The following is a 19,181-nucleotide window of genomic DNA, read 5'->3' on the forward strand; positions in this document are numbered from 1 at the left end:
ATGAAAACCATCCTCGCCTATGGCGACAGCCTGACCTATGGGGCCAATCCGCAGCCGGGTGGCCCCCGTCATGCCTATGAGGATCGCTGGCCGACCGCGCTCGAGCGTGGTCTCGGCGGCGCTGCGCGGGTGATTGCCGAGGGTCTCGGCGGTCGCACGACGGTTTCGGACGACTGGTATGCGGCGGCCGATCGCAATGGCGGGCGCATCCTGCCGACCATCCTTGAAAGCCATTCGCCGCTTGATCTCGTCATCATCATGCTCGGCACTAACGATCTCAAGCCTGCGATTTGCGGTTCGGCGATCGAAGCCTCGTTCGGCATGCGGCGGCTGGTGCAGATCATCCGCGGTCACTATGCCGGCAAAGGCGAACAGGCGCCCGAGATCATTCTCGTTTCGCCGCCGCTCGTTTGCGACAGCGACAATGCCGACATGATGGGCCATTTTGGCGGCTATGAGCACGGGCTCAAGGAATCCAGCCAGTTCGCGACGCATTATGCCAAGCGGGCAGGGGAGTGGAACACCGGCTTCTTCGACGCCGCGACCGTTGCCAAAGCTTCGCCGCTCGACGGCATTCATATCGACGCGGCCAATACCCGCGCCATCGGCGAGGGCCTCGTGCCGCTCGTCAAACAGGTCCTCGGCCTGTGAATGTGCAATACGATATACGCCCGGCGCGCAAATCCGATGCGGCCGAGATTGCTTTGCTGATCAGCATCGCAGTGCATGGCAATATGTGGGACAGCAAAACCGATAAAGCGACCGGCGAGCTTTCGGGACCGATCGAGGTTGGTCGCGGCGATATTCTGAGCGGGGACGGCAGCGTCTCGTGGGAAGATGCATCCATGGCCGAAGCCGATGGCGAAGTGGCCGGCATGATCCTCGGCTATCGCAAGAAGGACGAGCCGGAAGAGCTGCCCGATGGGGTCTGGGCGCCGTTGCGGCCGCTGCTTGAGCTCGAAGCGGGATGCAATGGCCTTTGGTACATTGCTATGCTCGGCGTTCACAAGGACTGGCGCGGCAAGGGAGCAGGATCGGCTCTTCTCGACCACGCCGAAACCCAAGCGCGCCAGAGCGCGGCTCGAGGGCTAGCCCTCGTTGTCGATGATGGCAATGACGGCGCGCGTAAACTCTATGAAAGCCGGGGCTTTGTTCTCCGCGGCCAGCGTCCCATCGTTCCGTTTCCCGACAGCAAACAGGACGGCGAGAACTGGCTTTTGATGGTGAAGGAATAAAACAATGGCTGACCAATACGATCTTCTCGTCATCGGCGCCGGCCCCGGCGGTTATGTCGCTGCCATTCGTGGCGCGCAGCTGGGCATGAAAGTCGCTATTGTCGAGCGCGAGCACATGGCTGGCATCTGCTCGAACTGGGGCTGTATCCCGACCAAGGCGCTGCTGCGTTCGGCTGAAATCTACGGCCATATGGGCCATGCCAAGGACTATGGTCTGACGGCCGAAAAGTTCGGCTTCGATCTCGACGGCATCGTCAAGCGTTCGCGCGCCATTGCGGCGCAGATGAACAATGGCGTGCAGTTCCTGATGAAGAAGAACAAGATCGACATCATCTGGGGCGAAGCGACGATCACCAAGCCCGGTGAGATTAAGGTTGCGCCGTCCAAGAAGCCGGTCGTGCAGCCGCAGGGTCCTGTGCCGAAGAATGCGCTCGGCGAAGGCACCTACAAGGCCAAGAACATCATCATCGCGACTGGTGCGCGTCCGCGCGTGCTGCCAGGCATCGAGCCCGATGGCGACAAGATCTGGACCTATTTCGAAGCGCTGAAGCCGGCCGAAATGCCGAAGTCGCTGGTGGTCATGGGTTCGGGCGCGATCGGCATCGAATTCGCCTCGTTCTACCGTTCGTTCGGCGCCGAAGTGACCGTCATCGAACTGCTGCCCAATATTCTGCCGGTGGAGGACGTCGAGATTTCCGGCCTTGCCCGCAAGCGCCTCGAAAAGCGCGGCATCAAGATCATCACTGAAGCCAAGGTGGCCAAGGTCGAAAAGACCGGTAACGGCATCGTTGCGCATGTCGAAGCCAAGGACGGCAAGACCCAGCAGATTTCTGGCGACAAGCTGATTTCGGCCGTCGGCGTCATGTGCAATATCGAAGGCCTCGGCCTCGAAACGGTCGGCGTCAAGACCGAGCGCGGCGCCATCGTCATCGACCATTATGGCAAGACCAATGTGGATGGCATCTGGGCCATCGGCGACGTCGCTGGCCCGCCAATGCTGGCGCACAAGGCCGAGCATGAGGCTGTCATCACGGTCGAAAAGATTGCCGGGCTCAAGGTCCACGGTCTCGACAAGACCAAGGTGCCGGGCTGTACCTATTGCGAGCCGCAGGTGGCCAGCGTCGGTTTGACCGAAGCCAAGGCCAAGGAAGCCGGCCGCGAGATCAAGGTTGGCCGCTTCCCATTCGTGGGCAATGGCAAGGCAATTGCGCTTGGCGAGCCGGATGGCCTTGTTAAGACCATTTTCGACGCCAAAACCGGGGAACTTCTCGGCGCGCATATGATTGGTGCCGAGGTGACCGAGCTCATCCAGGGCTTTGTCGTCGCCATGAATCTCGAAACCACCGAAGAAGAACTCATCCACACCATCTTCCCCCATCCCACACTGAGCGAAACGATGAAGGAAAGCGTGCTCGACGCTTATGGTCGCGCGCTGAACATCTGATCGGCCGACGCAAACTTTGGATCTCACCCCGGCCAAGGCCGGGGCACACCCCAAGGTTTGTGATCGAGGCACCATCTCAGGATGGATCCCGGCCTTCGCCGGGATGACAGCCGGTTGGTGGGAAGATCACCAAACCAGAGGAGTTATCCACATGGTCAAGGCAATTCAGATCGGCTTGGGACACTGGGGTTTCAGTTGGTCCAAAGAAGTTATCCCCAAAGTTCACGCTGTTGAAATGGTGGGCTATGTCGACACCAGCCCCGACGCCACGGCGCGTGTTCAGGGTGAACTCGGGATCGATCCAAAACTCTGTTTTACGAGCCTCGACGAGGCGGCCAAGCGCACTGATGCCACGCTGGCGATTTGTACGCTGCGAACCGAGGCGCACTATCCCGTGGTCAAGCGCTGCCTAGAGCTTGGCTATAATGTCATTGTCGAAAAGCCCTTCACCACCACCATTGCCCAGGGCAAGGAGCTCGTTGCGCTCGCTGCCCAGCAGGGCAAGGTGCTGATGGTCAGCCAGAATTATCGGCACCAGCCGGGCCCGATCGCGGTCGCCGAGCTGATTGCCAATGGCAAGTTCGGCGCCATGAACATGGTGTCGCTCGATTTCCGCCGGCATGGTCCGACTCAGGGCTATCGCTACTGGGATATGCCCGATCCGCTCCTCGCTGACATGTCGATCCACCATTTCGACCTGATGCGCTATGTGCTGGGCGACGAGCCGGTGCGGCTCTCTTGCCGTACGTGGAATCCGCCGGGCAGCCCATTCCATTTCCATCCGAGCGGCGTTGCGACGATCGAATTTTCGCGCGGCACCATGCTGTCCTATCGCGGCAGTTGGATGAATTCGGGTCCGGTGACGCCATGGGCGGGCGAATGGGTGATGGATGCGGCCGAGGGCCAGATTCGCTGGAGTTCGCGCGATCATTTCCGCGACAAGGCGGGCCCGGACGTGTTGACGCTACAGCCGATCGATCAGTCAGCGGAGACGGTTTCTTTATCGCCAGTCAAATATCCTGACCGCACAGGTACGCTCAACGCCATTGCCGGCGTCGTCGACACGGGGATCATCCCGACCGGGTTCAGCTCGGGTCAGGACAATCTTGGCTCGCTAGCGCTGGTGCAGGCCAGCATCATGTCTGCATCGCGCGGCGGCGATTGGGTCGAAATAGAAGAAGTCCTGGGCTGAGTCTCGCAAACCAGCCTAGCAATAAGGCCGGGTTGAACCGGCCGCTCAAGGGAGCGATATAACGGGCACACGCCCAGACAGGACTATCATGGTCACGCTCATCGATAATGCGGCCCGCCCGCGCCATCCGGAAAAGGCCAACCGGCCCGAAAGCATCGTGCTGCGCAAGCCGGACTGGATCCGCGTCAAGGCGCCGGGCTCGCCGGTTTATAAGGAAACTCAGCAGATCGTGCGCGAGAACAATCTCGTCACGGTCTGCGAGGAAGCTGGCTGCCCCAATATCGGCGAGTGCTGGAGCAAGAAGCACGCGACCATGATGATCATGGGCGAAATCTGCACCCGCGCCTGCGCCTTCTGCAATGTGCGGACGGGCCTGCCGACCGCGCTCGATCCCAATGAGCCGGAAAACGTCGCCAAGGCCGTTGCCAAGCTTGGCCTCGAGCATGTGGTGATCACCTCGGTTGATCGTGACGATCTGGCCGATGGCGGCGCGCAGCATTTTGCCGATGTCATTCGTGCGATCCGCGCGGCGACGCCCAAGACTACGATCGAAATCCTGACGCCGGATTTCCTCCGCAAGGAAGGCGCGCTGGAGATCGTCGTTGCGGCCAAGCCCGACGTCTTCAACCATAATCTTGAAACCGTGCCGTCGAAGTACCTCAAGGTGCGGCCAGGCGCGCGCTACTTCCATTCGATCCGCCTGTTGCAGCGGGTCAAGGAACTCGATCCGACCATCTTCACCAAGTCCGGCATCATGGTGGGCCTGGGCGAAGAGCGGAACGAAGTCTTGCAGCTCATGGACGATCTGCGCTCGGCCGAGGTCGATTTCCTGACCATCGGGCAGTATCTGCAGCCGACAAAGAAGCACTACCCGCTGCAGCGCTTCGTGACGCCGGAAGAGTTCAAGTCGTTTGCGACGGTCGCGACGGCCAAGGGCTTTCTACTCGTCTCGTCGAGCCCGCTGACCCGTTCGTCGCACCATGCCGGCGAGGATTTTGCGAACCTCAAGGCAGCGCGGCTGGCCAGGCTCGGACACTGATGAAGCGTTTCTTCGAGCGGCATGTGCCGCATCTACCGCGCGCCATGTTCGATATCGTGGCCGATCTCGAAAGCTATCCGGCCTTTATCCCCAACTGCAAGGCGATGGACGTGCGTCCCGATCCCGCGGCACGAGGCAAGGATGTGCGGCTCGCGCGCATGACGCTGCATTTCGGCCCGATCACGCAAGCCTATACGAGCCGCGTAACCTCGGACACCGAGGCGCTCACCATCGCCGCCAAGGCCGTTGATGGTCCCTTTGCCCATCTCGACAGCCTTTGGCGGTTCGAAGCCGAAGGGCAGGGGACGCGCGTGCGCTTCGAGATTGACTTCAAGATCTCCAACATGCTGATCGCCGCTGTGGCCGAACCGGCCTTTGCGGCGAAACAGGATGAGATCATGCGCGCCTTTGCCGAAGAGGCCGACCGCCGCTACGGCGACTGAAGGCTTCAGTCGGCTTCGTCTGTCGTCAGCACCTGATGCACCAGATCGAGCGCAGCGGCGACGGTTGCCTTGCGCACCGCGTCGCGGCCGATGTCTCCGAAGCGATGCTCGATGACGACCGTCGCGAGATCAGTCGATACGGCGACATAGACAAGGCCGATCGGCTTCTTATCTGTGCCGCCATCGGGGCCGGCTATGCCGGTGGCAGAGACGGCGACATCGACGCGGGCCGTATTGCGGGCGCCGTCGGCCATGGCGCGGGCGACCTGATTGCTGACCGCGCCATAATCATGGATGAGGCGAGAAGGGACCTGGATCATGCGCGACTTGGCGGCGTTTGAATAGGTGATGTAGCCGCCATGGACCGCGGCGGACGAGCCGGGCACGTCGGTCAGGGCGGCTGCGATCAGGCCGCCTGTGCAGCTTTCGGCGGTGACGATTGTCTTGCTGCTGTCACGCAGCAGATCGATGATGTGTTTGCTGACGCTCGGTTCGGGGGATTTTGCCATCACTCATCCCTCGGCACTTCTACGCTTGCGCTTGCCATGGCCACGATACCTTCCTCCCGCCCGGTAAACCCGAGCCTTTCACTTGTCGTCGCCTTGACCGCAATGCGATCAGGCTTGATCCCCAGCGTCTGGGAAATCACAGTGCACATCGCCGGGACGTGTTTGGCAATCCTCGGCGCTTCACAAACGATCGTGACATCGAGGTTGACAATGCGCCCACCGCGCTTTGCGACGAGATCGCCGGCATGTTTGAGGAAAATAGTGGAGGCCGCGCCCTTCCACTGCATGTCGCTCGGCGGGAAATGAATGCCGATATCGCCCTCACCAATGGCGCCCAGAATGGCGTCGGTCAGTGCATGGAGCGCGACGTCGGAATCGGAGTGGCCATTGAGCTTTGAATGGTGCTCGATGCGGACGCCGCCAAGCCAGACGTGATCGCCGGGCTCAAACGAATGAACGTCAAAGCCAGTGCCGACACGAGTTTCCATGGCGATATCTCCTTGGAGCATGCGCTCGGCGCGCTGAAAATCTTCGGGATGAGTGATCTTGATATTGTTGCGTTCGCCCATGACCATGGCCACGCGCATGCCCGCCCATTCGGCGATTTCGGCATCGTCCGTAAATTCGCGACGGACATTGCCGGCGCGCATATGGGCCGAAAAGATCTGCCCGAAGCGGAAGCCTTGCGGGGTCTGGGCGGCGGAGAGTAAGCGGCGGTCTTCGGTGGCAACGACTTCGCGGCCATCGAGCGAGCGCTTGATGGTGTCGGTGAGCGGCACGGTGGGCAACGCGCCATCATATTGAGCAAGCACAGCGATGACGTCGCCAATGACTTTTGGGTCGGTGAAGGGGCGGGCTGCATCCTGAATCAGCACGAGATCGGGGCGGCTGGGTGCCAGGGCCTTCAGGCCCTCCAGAACAGAGGCTTGACGCGTGGTGCTGCCATTGATCGGCGCAAGAATACGCGGGTCGCTCAAGCCAAGGGCATCAAATCGCTCGGTATGATCCGGGTGGATGACCGGGAGGATCTGGCTGATCGCGTCGAAAGCGAGGAAAGCGTCGATGGTGCGGGCGAGGACGGCGCGGCCAGCGATGGTGCGATACTGCTTGGGAGTTGCATCGCCACTGCCTTGGGCGCGCTCGCCTTTTCCCGCTGCGACGATGATTACGGCTATGGATTTTGGGCGTGTGGACATATAGGCAGATGCAACTCAACCGTCATACATCTGACTGGTCTAGCCCCGAGCATGCCATGCGGCAAGAGCACCGCTGGTTCCCAGTGGTGGCGCATTGGTTCTGTATTGCACAGGATATAAAAATGACTATTGTGCGGGCACCTCGCGCTAAATGGTCATTTCTGGGGCAGGCGATTGTCTGGTAGTGCCTTCACATTAAGCATTGGCGGCCACAGCCTTCGCAATCGCGCGCTGCTCGCGCCAATGGCTGGAATCACCGATCGGCCCTTTCGCGAGATCGCCGAGCGTTATGACGCCGGCATGGTCGTTTCCGAAATGATCGCTAGTGCGGCGCTTGGAACTGGCCATGCTGATATGGTCAGGAAGCTGCGCAAGGCTGGCGGTTTGCCACATATGGTGCAGCTTGCAGGATGCGAGCCGACCTGGATGGCGGAAGGTGCACGCATCGCGGCGGACGCAGGCGCTGATATCATCGACATCAATTTCGGTTGCCCCGCCAAGCGGGTGACGAGCGGCTATGCCGGCTCGGCACTGATGCGAGTGCCGGATCAAGCGCTGGCCATCGTCGAGGCCGTAGTTGGCGCGACTAGTTCACCGGTGACGGTGAAGATGCGGCTGGGCTGGGACGACGAGAGCCTCAATGCGCCGCAGATTGCGCGCATGGCGGTCGACGCTGGCGCGCAGATGATCACCGTGCATGGGCGCACGCGGCAGCAGTTTTATAAGGGCACGGCCCGCTGGGAGCTTGTACGATCGGTCGTGGAGGCCGTTTCGGTGCCTGTGGTCGTCAATGGCGACATTCTGGATGAAGCTGGTGCCCGGACGGCCCTCGAACAGTCAGGCGCGGCTGCGGTGATGCTCGGCCGCGGCGCACAGGGGCAGCCATGGCGCGTCGGCCAGATCGGCGCGGCGTTGGCGGGAGAACCTGTTGGTGAGGCGCCGACAGGGGATGCGCTGATCGCTCTGATCCAGGAGCACTATCAGGAAATGCTCATTGAATACGGCACCGAGGTCGGGCTGCGCGCCGCGCGAAAGCACCTCGATTGGTATGCCGAGGCGGCCAATCTCAATCTCGACAAACCCACCCGCAAGGCGCTGCTCGACAATGACCAGCCGGCAGAGGTCATCAAACTGATCGGGCGGGTGTTTTCAAATGACTGGAGTGTGGCCGCATGAACGCTGCCATGTCTGCCCTCGAATCTTTCCCGTCCCGCTCCGTGCTGCAGGCGCTGCCGCAGCCGATCATCGTGCTCGATGAATCGCGGAAAATCCAGTTCGTGAACTACGCGGCCGAGGCCTTCTTCGGTGCGTCGCTGAGTGTGCTGACGCGGCAGAAGCTCGATGACCTGATTGCTTTTGGTTCGCCCATCATTTCGCTGGTCGAGACCGTGATCACGCGCCGCGCGCCGATGACGGAATACCGGGTGCGGATTGGCTCGTCCCGATTTGGCGACGAGCGGATTGCCGACGTTTTCGCTAGCCCGATTTCGGACGAGGACGGCCGCGTGGCCGTTCTCATCCAGGAACGGACCATGGCCGACAAGATCGACCGCCAGATGGTTTCGCGCGGTGCAGCGCGGTCGGTGACGGGTCTCGCGGCCATGCTGGCGCATGAGATCAAGAACCCGCTCTCTGGTATTCGCGGTGCGGCGCAACTCTTGGAGCAGACGGTTTCGGCGGATGAAATTCCGCTGGCTCGGCTGATCCGCGAGGAGACGGACCGGATCGTTGGCTTGATCGATCGAGTGGAGGTGTTCGGTGACGAGCGTCCGATGGAGCGCGAGCCGATCAATATCCACGTCGTGCTCGACCGCGTGAAGCTTCTGGCGCGCAACGGTGTCGCGCGCGGGATTACCTTTTCCGAGGAATATGATCCGTCGCTGCCGCCGGTGTTTGGCAACAGGGATCAACTGATCCAGGTGTTCCTAAACTTGGTGAAGAATGCCGCGGAAGCCCTTGAGCGTACACAGAAACCCGAGATAAGCCTCTCGACCGCGTTCCGTCCTGGCATTCGCATTAGTGTTGCTGGCGTCGCTGAGCGTATTTCGCTGCCGCTCGAGATCGTCATCGAGGACAATGGCCCTGGCGTATCCCCAGACACTTTGCCTTTCCTCTTCGATCCGTTTGTCACGACAAAGACCAATGGCTCGGGTCTCGGTCTGGCTTTGGTCGCAAAAATCGTCGGCGATCATGGCGGTGTCATTGACTGCGACAGCCGGCCGGGCCGCACGCGGTTCCGTATTCTCCTGCCCGTTGCGAGCGGCGCCTTCCAACAAAGCCCTGAAGAGGTATCGACGAAATGAGCCATGTTGTCTTGCTCGCTGACGACGATGCCGCGATCCGCATGGTGCTCAACCAGGCGCTGACCCGCGCCGGTTACGAAGTGCGCCCGACGGGCAATATTTCCACCATGTGGAATTGGGTGAGCCGTGGGGAAGGGGATGTGCTGATCACCGACGTTGCAATGCCCGATGGCAATGCCTTCGAGGTGATGCCCAAGATCAAGAAGCTGCGGCCCGATCTGCCGATGATCGTCATGTCGGCGCAGAATACGTTCATGACGGCTATCCGCGCATCGGAAGTCGGCGCCTATGAATATCTGCCGAAGCCGTTTGATATCACCGAAGTGCTGTCGGTGGTTTCTCGCGCACTGGCGGACGCCAAGAAGCCCAGCAATGCGGAGCGCAAGGCAGAAGAGCAGGGCGATTCCATGCCGCTGGTGGGCCGCTCGCCTGCCATGCAGGACATTTATCGCGCTCTTGCCCGGTTGATGCAGACCGACCTCACGGTGATGATCACAGGCGAAAGCGGCACCGGTAAGGAATTGGTGGCGCGCGCGCTCCATGACTTCGGCAAGCGCCGCAATGGGCCGTTCGTTGCCATCAATATGGCCGCCATTCCGCGCGATCTCATCGAAGCCGAACTGTTCGGGCACGAGAAGGGCGCTTTTACAGGGGCAAATACGCGCTCATCGGGCCGGTTCGAACAGGCCGAAGGCGGTACGCTTTTCCTCGACGAAATCGGCGATATGCCGATGGACGCGCAGACACGTCTGCTGCGCGTGTTGCAGGAGGGTGAATATACGATGGTGGGTGGCCGGAGCGCCATCAAGACCAATGTACGCATCGTCGCGGCGACGCACCGCGATCTTAGCCAGATGATCCGTCAGGGCTTGTTCCGCGAAGATCTTTACTATCGCCTCAATGTCGTGCCGATCCGCTTGCCGCCCCTACGGGAGCGCATCGACGATATCTCCGATCTGGTGCAGCATTTCCTGCGCGCGGCGGAGCGCGAAGGCGAGGCGCCAAAGACGATTGCGCCCGATGCCATTCGGCTGATGCAGAACTATTCCTGGCCGGGCAATATTCGCGAGCTGGAAAACCTCGTGCGACGCCTGTCGGCGCTTTATGCCGACGAGAGCATTTCGGCGGAGATCGTGCAGAACGAACTCAACATTTCCGATCGTCCAGTGGCGGTTGCGGGTGTTGGGCCGGTGGACGTTTCGACGGCAGTTGAGAGCCATGTGGGGCAATTGCTGCGCGAGTATGAGCCGAACCTGCCGCCTGCCGGGCTCTACCAGCGTGTGATAGACAGGGTCGAGGCGCCGCTGATCGCCATGGCGCTCAATGCCTGTGGTGGCAACCAGATCAAGGCGGCGGACCTGCTAGGTCTCAACCGAAACACCTTGCGCAAGAAGATCCGCACGCACTCGATCGAGATCGTCAAACATAGCCGCAGGAACTAACGCCGCATTTGATTGCGGCGGGTTCGATGTTCGGTCAAGGCCAGGACACACCCCGCCGCAACGACAAAGCCGGCGCCGACATAGACGTTGAGCAGCGGCGTCTCGCCCCAGAAGAGATAGCCGAAGACGAAGGCCCAGATGAGGGCTCCGTACTCGACGGTTCCCAGCACACTGGCCGGCACCAGTTTCGCCGATTCGACCAGAATGAACTGGGCGGAGCCGCCGACGAGACCTGCAGCCAGGACGAAGGCAAGCTCCATTGGCCCTATACCCTGCCAGAACGGGATGCTGACGACGCCCATCACCACGGCATGGATGAGGTTTTGGGCAAAGACCTGCACGAGGGCGCTGTCGGATTTGGAAATGGTGCGCATGAGGATCATGGACACGGCCCAACTGAGGGCGGCGAGCAGCACCATGATGACAGGCAGAGTTAGAGTGAAGCCGCTGGGATTTGCCGCGACGACAACGCCGAAAAAGCCGATGGCGGCGGCGCCGACACGGGCGAGGGTCAGCCGCTCCTTGAGGAAGATGACCGCCAGGATGGTGGTGAGGACTGGCGCGAAATAATAGAGCGTCGTCATCTCGGCGAGCTGCAAGTCGCGGCCGGCACTATAGTACATCACCCAGGCCGCCAGCGTGAGCAGGCCCCGGCCGAGGATCATGCCACGGTTGGAGGACGCAAGGAGCCGCGGGAACATCCAGCTTTTGCCAATGACCATGCAGAGGATGACGATAATGACGCCGCGGACAAAGAGAATTTGGGCGGCCGGCAGGGCGTGGATAATGCCTTTGATGAAGGCGTCATGGACCGCGAAAAGTGTATAGGCCGTAATGCCCATGGCCATGCCCTTGAGGCTGGCGGAATCGGTGGCGGGAAAAGCGGGGGTGGTCAATTTCGATGCTCGAGGGAGAGCGTCTGTTTGCGCTGGGATGCCGGACTTGTCCAGCCGGAGGATTTCCCCAGCTCACGGGGCAGTGTCACATTTCGGCAACAATTATCTTGAAGGGTGCGGCGATTTCAGTCAGGCTTTGCTGCCTAGGATGCCGTGTGCCGCGCTTTGATCGTGCTGCAGGTATTGCCACAACAAGCCGGAGCGAACCGATTAGTGCATGACTGAGTTGGTCAGCGATGACATAGCCGCACAAGCCGACACCAAGGCGCGGACGGCGGATCAGCGTTCTCTGTTCTCCGGCGAGGGGAATGGGCCATTGCGTGTGCTCGGCTTCCTTGTCGTCTTTGCATCCGTGCTCATGTCTTCGGTGTCGTTCCTGATCCTCTCGGGCACGACCAATATCGAGCCATCGGCCGAGGTCTGGACGATCATCTGGGTCGTCACGGGACTGCTCGTTCTGCTGGTTCTTGCGCTGGTGGTCACCGAGGCAGTCTTGCTGTTTCAGGCGCGGATGCAAAAGCAGCCGGGCTCGGCGCTACAGGTCCGCATGGTCGCCATGTTTGCCGTCGTGGCCGGCATCCCGGCCATTCTCGTGGCCATCGTGGCCACCATTGCGCTTAACCAGGGCCTTGATCAGTGGTTCTCGGATCGCACCCGGTCGATGGTGGAGAGCAGCCGGCTTGTCGCGCGCTCCTATATGCTCGAACACGCCCAGGTTTTGCGCGACGACATCATATGGGTAGCCAGCGAACTCGAGCAATCCCACTCTACCTATCTTGCGGATCGCCAGCGGTTCGAGCGCATTCTGACCGCGCTTGCCGTGACGCGTTCGCTGCCATTTTCCTCGCTGCTCGACAGCAATGGCAATGAAATCATGCGGGCGCAGATCAGCGTGGGCGGATCTTATCCCAAGCCACCAGCGGGGGTGACGGAGGGCGTCGTCGAGGGCATCCCGACGCAGATTGCGCCTGGGTCGACACAGTTCGTCGGCTCGATCATCAAGCTGCGCGGCTATGACAATGTGTTCCTGTTCGTGGCGCGGCCTGTGGACGCCGAAGTGCTGCAATATATGCGGCTGACCGACGACAATATCACCGAATATCGGCAATATGCGTCGAACCGGCTGGTGTTCCAGATCACCTTCACCATCATGTATGTCGGCCTTGTGGTGGTGCTACTGCTCTCGGCACTTTGGATCGGCATCGCTCTCGCCAATCGGTTCGTCGACCCGATCAGAAACCTGATGATCGCATCGCGCCGCGTCAGTGGCGGAGATCTCGATGTGCGCGTACCGGTGCAAGAGGGACGGGGGGATCTCCGCGACCTCTCGAATGGCTTCAACCGGATGACGCAGCAGCTCAAGACGCAGCGCGAAGAGCTGCTGATGGCCAACGAGGTCAACGAAAAGCGCCGCCAGTTCACCGAGGCCGTGGTGGAGGGCGTGTCGGCGGGGATTATCGGGCTTGATCCGTTCGGAGCGGTAACGCTGGCTAATGCGCGTGCCTGTGAAATGCTGGGGCATTCCGAAATCGAGATGATGGGCGAGCGAATGGAAGACATCCTTCCCGAAATCGCGCCGGCCATCGACAAAGCGAAATCGGCGCGGCGCGGGCAGGTGCGCGACCAGATCCAGCTTGGCAACGAAACCAACCGGCGCATCTACCAGATCCAGCTCACCCGCGAAGGGTCGATCACCGAATCCAAGGGCTATGTCCTCACCTTCGACGATATCACCGAACTTGAATCGGCGCAGCGCACCAGCGCCTGGGCCGACGTTGCGCGCCGCATTGCGCATGAAATCAAGAATCCGCTGACGCCAATCCAGCTTTCCGCCGAGCGCCTGCGGCGGCGCTATGGCGCCAAGCTCGAAGACGATCGCGATGTTTTTGATAAATGCATCAATACGATCGTGCGGCAGGTGGGCGATATCGGGCGGATGGTCGACGAGTTCTCGGCCTTTGCGCGCATGCCCGAGGCAGCGCCCGAGGTGGCAGACCTATCCGACACGATCCGGCAAGCTGTGTTTCTCGAAAGCGTTCGGTTGCCGGAAGTTGCAATTGTTACCGAATTGCCGGATGACACGGTCTATGCCTGGTTCGACACGCGGCTCGTTTCGCAATCCCTCACCAATCTGATCAAAAACGCGGTCGAGGCATTCGAAGGGCTGGATTTGGGGGCCGACTGGCAGCCCACGATAAAAGTGGAAGCCCATTATGAGGGCAATCACGCCCGGGTGTCGGTATCTGACAATGGCAAGGGGTGGCCGGCGGAAAACCGCCAGCGGCTGCTCGAGCCATATATGACGACCCGGGAAAAAGGCACGGGCCTGGGGCTCGCCATCGTTGCGCGCATCATCGAGCAACATGGCGGCATAACTGAACTGATCGACGCTGAACCTGATGAACAGGGCAGGGTGGGGGCTTGCGTGACATTCACGCTGCCACTGCGTGCCCCACAAAAGACCAACGAGAAGGACAATCCGGAGCGCGGCTCTGAATTGCCCCAGAAGGAGGAATCGCTGATGCCAGCGATTGTTCACGAGTAATGGCACTAGACATTCTGATCATCGACGACGAAGACGATATTCGCGATCTGATCGCCGGTATCCTCGAGGATGAAGGCTTTGACACGCGACAGGCGCACGACGCCGATAGCGGGCTCAACGAAATTGCGCGACGGCGACCAAGCCTCGTGTTCCTCGACATCTGGATGCAGGGCTCGCGCCTTGACGGGCTGCAGCTGCTCGACGTGTTCCAGAGCCAGCATCCGGACATGCCCGTCGTGATGATCTCTGGCCATGGCAATGTCGAAACCGCGGTTTCAGCCATTCGGCGCGGCGCGTACGACTATATCGAAAAGCCCTTCAAGATCGATCGGCTGCTCCACGTCACCCAGAGGGCGATGGAAGCCACGCGGCTTCGGAGCGAAGTGGCCGAGCTCAAGGAGCGTTCGGCGGGCAAGAATGCCGACATGGTCGGTAACTCGCCCTCTCTCCAGCAAATTCGCGGCCTGATCGAAAAGTCGGCGCCGACCAATTCGCGCATTTTCATTGCGGGGCCGTCGGGCGCCGGTAAGGGCCTGGTGGCGCGGCTGATCCATCAGCGCAGCCCGCGCAGCGACGCTCCCTTTGTCGAGATCAACGCTTCGCTCTACGCGCCCGATGAGGTGTCCGTGGTGCTGTTCGGGCGGGAAGCCCGGGACAAGTCGGGACTTCTGCAGGTCGAGGTGGGCGCGCTCGAGCGGGCACATGGAGGTACGCTCTATCTGTCGGAAGTGACGACACTGCCGCCGCAGGTGCAGACCGCCTTGTTGCGCACGCTGGTTGAAAACCGATTCAACCGCGTGGGCGGCGCGCAGGCTGTGCCGATCGATGTGCGCATCATTTCGTCGAGTTCGCAGAATATTTCGGCGCTGACAGAAGGCGGCGAATTCCGCTCCGATCTTTTCCATCGGCTCGCCATCGTGCCGGTGCAACTGGTGCCGCTCAAGGAACGCCGCGAGGATATTCCGCCGCTGGTCAGCGTCTTCATCGAGCAGATCTGCCGCATGCATAACCTGCAGCGCATCAGCATCGGGGAAGACGCCATCGCTGTTCTGCAGGCGCAGGACTGGCCGGGCAATGCGCGCCAGCTTCGCAATTCCATCGAGCGGCTTCTCATCCTGATGAAGGATCAGCAGCCGGAGAATGGCGTCATCACTGCGACCATGCTGCCTTCGGACATCGGCGAGGTGCTGCCGACGGTTGGCGACACCGACACCTCGGCGCACCTCATGAGCTTGCCGCTCCGCGATGCGCGCGAAGTGTTCGAGCGCCAATATCTCCTCGCGCAAATCGAGCGATTTGGCGGAAACATCTCCAAGACGGCGGAGTTTGTGGGCATGGAGCGCAGCGCTTTACACCGCAAGATCAAGTCACTAGGGCTGTGATGGCGCACTAAATCGGCAGTGTGCCATGCATCCGCTGCGGGTAGGCAGAGACGGGGATGTGTGGCATAGTTGTAATTGTATCATAATTCCGGATGGACGACGACTGGGCGGCAGTTTTCGTGATATTCGGACGCAAGCGATTGCGACATAACAGCGACAATAAATGCCGCGGCAAAGAGGCCTAAATGCCCAGCGAGAAGCAGCAAAATCTGCAGGATTCCTTTCTTAATCACGTTCGCAAGCAGAAGGTGCCCGTCACGATCTTTCTCGTGAATGGCGTCAAGTTGCAGGGTGTGATCACCTGGTTCGACAATTTCTGTCTGTTGCTGCGCCGTGACGCGCAGTCCCAACTGGTCTATAAGCACGCCATCTCGACGATCATGCCGGGCGCGCCAATCCAGCTGTTCGATCCAGAACAAAACAACGACCACGACTGACGGATCATATGGACGATTTCGACGAGGAGGATGGTCGCCACCCAGGCGGCCCCAAACCCTATATCGACAGGCAAGAGCAGCCCACGCGCACTGGCCTCGTCTGCCCTGATGTGAGGGGCAAATCGTCCAACCACAGCATCGAGTCCCGCAAGGCCGAATTCGAGGGTCTGGCAGAGGCCATTCGCCTCGATATCAAATTTTCCGAGATCATGAAGGTCCGGGAAATCCGGCCCGCGACTTACCTGGGCGGCGGCCATGTCGAGTCCCTTGCTGAAAAGGTAAAGGCCGAAGATATCGAGCTTCTGCTGGTCGATGCGGCGCTCACACCCATCCAGCAGCGCAATCTCGAACGCGAAACCGGCACCAAGGTGCTCGATCGAACAGCGCTGATCCTCGAAATTTTCGGAGAACGCGCCGCGACACGCGAAGGCGTTTTGCAGGTCGAGCTCGCCCATCTCAATTACCAGAAGGGGCGCCTTGTGCGTTCCTGGACCCACCTTGAACGCCAGCGTGGCAGCGGCGGCACAGGCTTTATGGGTGGCCCCGGCGAAACGCAGATCGAAAGCGACCGTCGGCAGATCACCGATCGTATCGTTCTGCTCGAAGATCGGCTCGATAAGGTCAAGAAAACGCGCGCACAGCAGCGGCAGCAGCGTACTCGCGCGGCGATCCCGGTCGTGGCGCTCGTTGGCTATACCAACGCCGGCAAATCGACGCTGTTCAACCGGCTGACGGGGGCAGGGGTCTTTGCCGAAGACCTGCTCTTTGCGACGCTAGATACGACGGTGCGTAAGATCGAATTGCCGCATGGCCGCGAGGTGATGCTGAGCGACACGGTCGGGTTCGTTGCGGACCTGCCGCACGACCTTGTGGCCGCGTTCCGCGCGACGCTGGAAGAGGTCGTGGACGCCGATATCATTCTCCACGTGCGCGACATAGCCAATCCCGATCATGCCGCTCAGGCTGAAGATGTGCTCACCGTGCTCGACGAGCTTGGTGTGTCGTCGGAAAACACGCCTGTGGTCGAGGTCTGGAACAAGATCGATCTGCTCGAAGAGCCGCAGCTGACCTTGGCTTCAGCTGCGCCGGCAGGCAATGTGCTGGCGAGCATGCCGGTGTCTGCCCATACCGGCGCGGGCATCACGGAACTGCTCGAACTGATCGAGCGGTCCCTTGGTGAGCAGAGCCGGACCTACCACGTCCATGTGCCACACAGCGCCGGCAGCGATATCGGTTGGCTGCATGGCAATGCCGAAGTCATTTCGCGCGATGAGCCGACCGAACAGGGTCAGGACTACGTCGTGCGTGTCGATCCCCGGCACAAGGCAGCGTTTCTGGAGAGGTTCAACGGCCGGATTGCCTTGTCAGATCTCTGACGGGGCTTTCTGCTTGTCCGCAGCGCGGATCTCGTTCCAATAAGCGTCGAGCCGCTCAAGACCGGCGTCGGGGGCTGCAATGCCGTCCTCGCGGCAGCGGGCTTCGACATAGTGAAATCGGCGCGTAAACTTAGCATTGGCGTCGCGCAGTGCGGCTTCCGGATCAACGCCGGCGTGGCGCGCCAAATTGCTGATCGCAAAGAGAAGATCGCCGATTTCCTCATGGACGGCGTGCTGATCGGCGGCGGCCTTGGCCTCCTCGACCTCTGCCAGTTCCTCGCGAACCTTTGCCATTACGGAATCAAAATCTGGCCAGTCGAAGCCAACTTTCGCGGCCTTTTTCGTGAGCTTTTCTGCACGTGTCAGGGCAGGGAGTACCTGGGGTACGTCGTCAATCGCCGACGATGATTTGGCTGCCTGGCGCGCGGCCTTGGCCTTCTTTTCCGCCGCTTTGACGCTTTCCCAACTGATCTGAGCACCAGCGGCGCTATCGGCAGTTTGATCGCCAAAGACGTGCGGATGGCGGCGAATGAGCTTTTCGGTGATGGCGTAAATCACATCGCCAATATCGAAGTGGCCAGCTTCCTTCGCCATCTGGGCGTGGAAAATTGGCTGCAAGAGCAGATCGCCAAGCTCCTCGCGCAGATCGTCAAAATCCTGACGCTCGATCGCATCTGCAACTTCATAGGCTTCCTCGATCGTGTAGTTCCGGATCGTCGAAAAATCCTGCTCCAGATCCCAAGGACATCCAGATACGGGGTCGCGTAAAGCCGCCATGATCTCGATGAGCCGGGCGATATCGCGAGACGGTTGCATGCTGGGCTCCAAGGACGGTGGATCGACCTCGGCGTCGTTACATCAAAGGCGGGGCGCCGTCACCCAAAAGGCAAGCAGACTTCATTCGCATAATATATATTATGGAACTTTTATGTGTATGAAACTGCTGGTTTCTCAGTTATTTGGTGTGCTCTACGTCATAAGTTGTCACTTTACGCGCAAAGCTGTCCTCACCACGTCTACTTCGCCAATTTGATCGGCTCAAGCTCTCGGTACCTTCCTGATATCAAATTGGTTTCGGCGATCGTGCATGGGGCCGCCCTAGTCGGCACCGGCGCATCCCCAGCATCTGCAAATTGCAGGTCCTGCGTTAGCGACTCCTTTTGGCTGACGAGTTTGACGGACCGAAGGGGCGCTTAACTGGTTGCCCGCTTTGGTGCGTCGAGTTGCATGAGGTGCTTGCGCGCTTCGATTTGCCATACGTGCTCCAAGGACTTACCCCGGTTTCTAAGCACCACGCGCTTACGGTTTCGACCATGATTCCAACAGCAGCGTTCCTGATATGCCACACAGCTCCAGAGCCGTCTGAGATGTCGCTCGTTCAATTCTGGCAAGGCCAAGAAATCGGGGCCGTCAGGTTCCTCGTCGATCATGCCATTGTGGTATTTGTACTTCTCGATCTCGCCAGCAATCATCTCGTCCACGGTATACATGCCGATATCCCTTTGTCGTGTTTGCCAAATAGTCGGCGGCAATGATGCAAGGGACAAATCGGCCGTTACGCTTAGTCTCGAAGGCGATAGGGTTGGCTGCCTTTCTGACAAGTCCGCATTCCTGAGCGCCCTCGCCTTCTACAAGGCGATTGAGTGTTGATTTCCGCCGAGAAGTGCCCCGGGTTTTCCATTGAGAAGTGACCCGCCTGTTAGTTTTGTTTCGGGTCGGCTGCTGCGGTCAAGGGTCTAGGT

18 protein-coding genes are annotated in these 19,181 nt (G+C 60.3%); 13 read left to right on the plus strand and 5 right to left on the minus strand.

Annotation, left to right across the window (positions count from 1 at the left end; translation table 11 throughout):
- The 6 genes from ASG47_RS17900 to ASG47_RS17925 all read left to right on the plus strand — a co-directional run bounded on the left by ASG47_RS17900 (position 1) and on the right by ASG47_RS17925 (position 5,353).
- Positions 1–651, plus strand: coding sequence for an SGNH/GDSL hydrolase family protein (locus ASG47_RS17900; RefSeq protein WP_061911554.1), 651 nt, complete (start codon positions 1–3; stop codon positions 649–651).
- Between the two features lie 2 nt (positions 652–653).
- Positions 654–1,235: a GNAT family N-acetyltransferase gene (locus ASG47_RS17905; protein WP_156464156.1), complete on the plus strand. Its 582-nt coding sequence runs from the start codon at positions 654–656 to the stop codon at positions 1,233–1,235.
- Positions 1,236–1,239: 4 nt separating this feature from the next.
- A complete protein-coding gene (gene lpdA / locus ASG47_RS17910; protein ID WP_061911559.1) occupies positions 1,240–2,679 on the plus strand; it encodes a dihydrolipoyl dehydrogenase in 1,440 nt (479 codons plus the stop codon).
- Between the two features lie 151 nt (positions 2,680–2,830).
- Entirely contained in the window at positions 2,831–3,871 is a 1,041-nt protein-coding gene (locus ASG47_RS17915) for a Gfo/Idh/MocA family oxidoreductase (RefSeq protein ID WP_061911561.1), read from the plus strand.
- Positions 3,872–3,959: 88 nt separating this feature from the next.
- Positions 3,960–4,910, plus strand: a complete 951-nt coding sequence (lipA, locus tag ASG47_RS17920) for a lipoyl synthase (RefSeq protein WP_061911563.1) — start codon at positions 3,960–3,962, stop codon at positions 4,908–4,910.
- Positions 4,910–5,353, plus strand: coding sequence for a type II toxin-antitoxin system RatA family toxin (locus ASG47_RS17925; protein ID WP_061911565.1), 444 nt, complete (start codon positions 4,910–4,912; stop codon positions 5,351–5,353). Before lipA ends, ASG47_RS17925 begins: the two co-directional genes overlap by 1 nt.
- 5 nt (positions 5,354–5,358) lie before the next feature.
- Here ASG47_RS17925 and ASG47_RS17930 read toward each other — a convergent pair whose 3' ends face one another.
- Positions 5,359–5,862: a CinA family protein gene (locus ASG47_RS17930; protein ID WP_061911567.1), complete on the minus strand. Its 504-nt coding sequence runs from the start codon at positions 5,860–5,862 to the stop codon at positions 5,359–5,361.
- Positions 5,862–7,058, minus strand: coding sequence for a bifunctional 2-C-methyl-D-erythritol 4-phosphate cytidylyltransferase/2-C-methyl-D-erythritol 2,4-cyclodiphosphate synthase (locus ASG47_RS17935; RefSeq protein WP_061911570.1), 1,197 nt, complete (start codon positions 7,056–7,058; stop codon positions 5,862–5,864). Before ASG47_RS17935 ends, ASG47_RS17930 begins: the two co-directional genes overlap by 1 nt.
- Before the next feature lie 174 nt (positions 7,059–7,232).
- Here ASG47_RS17935 and dusB point away from each other — a divergent pair, with 174 nt between their 5' ends.
- From dusB to ntrC, 3 genes are read left to right on the plus strand one after another with little or no spacing between them, the layout of a single operon-like run.
- Entirely contained in the window at positions 7,233–8,234 is a 1,002-nt protein-coding gene (dusB, locus tag ASG47_RS17940) for a tRNA dihydrouridine synthase DusB (protein WP_082511830.1), read from the plus strand.
- Positions 8,231–9,361, plus strand: a complete 1,131-nt coding sequence (locus tag ASG47_RS17945; RefSeq protein ID WP_244484014.1) for a two-component system sensor histidine kinase NtrB — start codon at positions 8,231–8,233, stop codon at positions 9,359–9,361. Before dusB ends, ASG47_RS17945 begins: the two co-directional genes overlap by 4 nt.
- Positions 9,358–10,803 (plus strand): nitrogen regulation protein NR(I), encoded by a 1,446-nt coding sequence (gene ntrC / locus ASG47_RS17950; RefSeq protein WP_061911575.1) that lies wholly within the window; start codon positions 9,358–9,360, stop codon positions 10,801–10,803. The genes ASG47_RS17945 and ntrC overlap by 4 nt, the downstream gene beginning before the upstream one ends.
- Here the strand turns inward: ntrC and ASG47_RS17955 are convergent.
- Positions 10,800–11,699, minus strand: a complete 900-nt coding sequence (locus ASG47_RS17955) for a DMT family transporter (protein WP_061911577.1) — start codon at positions 11,697–11,699, stop codon at positions 10,800–10,802. The two genes, ntrC and ASG47_RS17955, sit on opposite strands and share 4 nt — an antisense overlap.
- Positions 11,700–11,916: 217 nt before the next feature.
- Between ASG47_RS17955 and ASG47_RS17960 the strand changes: the two genes are divergently transcribed.
- From ASG47_RS17960 to hflX, 4 genes are all read left to right on the plus strand, one after another.
- Positions 11,917–14,244, plus strand: coding sequence for a sensor histidine kinase NtrY-like (locus ASG47_RS17960; protein ID WP_061911579.1), 2,328 nt, complete (start codon positions 11,917–11,919; stop codon positions 14,242–14,244).
- Positions 14,244–15,626 (plus strand): sigma-54-dependent transcriptional regulator, encoded by a 1,383-nt coding sequence (locus tag ASG47_RS17965; protein ID WP_061911581.1) that lies wholly within the window; start codon positions 14,244–14,246, stop codon positions 15,624–15,626. The genes ASG47_RS17960 and ASG47_RS17965 overlap by 1 nt, the downstream gene beginning before the upstream one ends.
- 185 nt (positions 15,627–15,811) lie before the next feature.
- Complete coding sequence (hfq, locus tag ASG47_RS17970) at positions 15,812–16,063, plus strand: RNA chaperone Hfq (protein WP_035078721.1); 252 nt, start codon at positions 15,812–15,814, stop codon at positions 16,061–16,063.
- A gap of 8 nt (positions 16,064–16,071) precedes the next feature.
- Positions 16,072–17,439 carry a GTPase HflX gene (gene hflX / locus ASG47_RS17975; protein WP_061911582.1) on the plus strand — a complete coding sequence of 456 codons (1,368 nt, stop codon included), beginning with the start codon at positions 16,072–16,074 and terminating at the stop codon, positions 17,437–17,439.
- Here hflX and mazG read toward each other — a convergent pair.
- Both mazG and ASG47_RS17985 read right to left on the minus strand, forming a co-directional pair.
- Complete coding sequence (mazG, locus tag ASG47_RS17980) at positions 17,428–18,255, minus strand: nucleoside triphosphate pyrophosphohydrolase (protein WP_061911584.1); 828 nt, start codon at positions 18,253–18,255, stop codon at positions 17,428–17,430. The genes hflX and mazG overlap by 12 nt on opposite strands.
- 377 nt (positions 18,256–18,632) lie before the next feature.
- The gene (locus ASG47_RS17985; RefSeq protein WP_061911585.1) at positions 18,633–18,929 is read right to left on the minus strand and encodes a hypothetical protein; all 297 of its coding nucleotides are present in this window, start codon (positions 18,927–18,929) and stop codon (positions 18,633–18,635) included.
- Positions 18,930–19,181 lie beyond the last annotated feature (252 nt).

The sequence above is a fragment of the Devosia sp. Leaf420 genome (assembly GCF_001425445.1).
Lineage (GTDB): Bacteria > Pseudomonadota > Alphaproteobacteria > Rhizobiales > Devosiaceae > Devosia.

What these genes read in the sequence shown, in the direction of transcription:
- ntrC (WP_061911575.1), top strand. Translation starts at nt 9,358, where the DNA reads ATGAGCCATGTTGTCTTGCTCGCTGACGACGATGCCGCGATCCGCATG.
- hflX (WP_061911582.1), top strand. Translation starts at nt 16,072, where the DNA reads ATGGACGATTTCGACGAGGAGGATGGTCGCCACCCAGGCGGCCCCAAA.
- ASG47_RS17925 (WP_061911565.1), top strand. Translation starts at nt 4,910, where the DNA reads ATGAAGCGTTTCTTCGAGCGGCATGTGCCGCATCTACCGCGCGCCATG.
- ASG47_RS17965 (WP_061911581.1), top strand. Translation starts at nt 14,244, where the DNA reads ATGGCACTAGACATTCTGATCATCGACGACGAAGACGATATTCGCGAT.
- ASG47_RS17915 (WP_061911561.1), top strand. Translation starts at nt 2,831, where the DNA reads ATGGTCAAGGCAATTCAGATCGGCTTGGGACACTGGGGTTTCAGTTGG.
- ASG47_RS17900 (WP_061911554.1), top strand. Translation starts at nt 1, where the DNA reads ATGAAAACCATCCTCGCCTATGGCGACAGCCTGACCTATGGGGCCAAT.
- ASG47_RS17945 (WP_244484014.1), top strand. Translation starts at nt 8,231, where the DNA reads ATGAACGCTGCCATGTCTGCCCTCGAATCTTTCCCGTCCCGCTCCGTG.
- ASG47_RS17935 (WP_061911570.1), bottom strand. Translation starts at nt 7,058, where the DNA reads ATGTCCACACGCCCAAAATCCATAGCCGTAATCATCGTCGCAGCGGGA.
- ASG47_RS17985 (WP_061911585.1), bottom strand. Translation starts at nt 18,929, where the DNA reads ATGTATACCGTGGACGAGATGATTGCTGGCGAGATCGAGAAGTACAAA.
- lpdA (WP_061911559.1), top strand. Translation starts at nt 1,240, where the DNA reads ATGGCTGACCAATACGATCTTCTCGTCATCGGCGCCGGCCCCGGCGGT.
- lipA (WP_061911563.1), top strand. Translation starts at nt 3,960, where the DNA reads ATGGTCACGCTCATCGATAATGCGGCCCGCCCGCGCCATCCGGAAAAG.
- ASG47_RS17960 (WP_061911579.1), top strand. Translation starts at nt 11,917, where the DNA reads ATGACTGAGTTGGTCAGCGATGACATAGCCGCACAAGCCGACACCAAG.
- mazG (WP_061911584.1), bottom strand. Translation starts at nt 18,255, where the DNA reads ATGCAACCGTCTCGCGATATCGCCCGGCTCATCGAGATCATGGCGGCT.
- hfq (WP_035078721.1), top strand. Translation starts at nt 15,812, where the DNA reads ATGCCCAGCGAGAAGCAGCAAAATCTGCAGGATTCCTTTCTTAATCAC.
- ASG47_RS17930 (WP_061911567.1), bottom strand. Translation starts at nt 5,862, where the DNA reads ATGGCAAAATCCCCCGAACCGAGCGTCAGCAAACACATCATCGATCTG.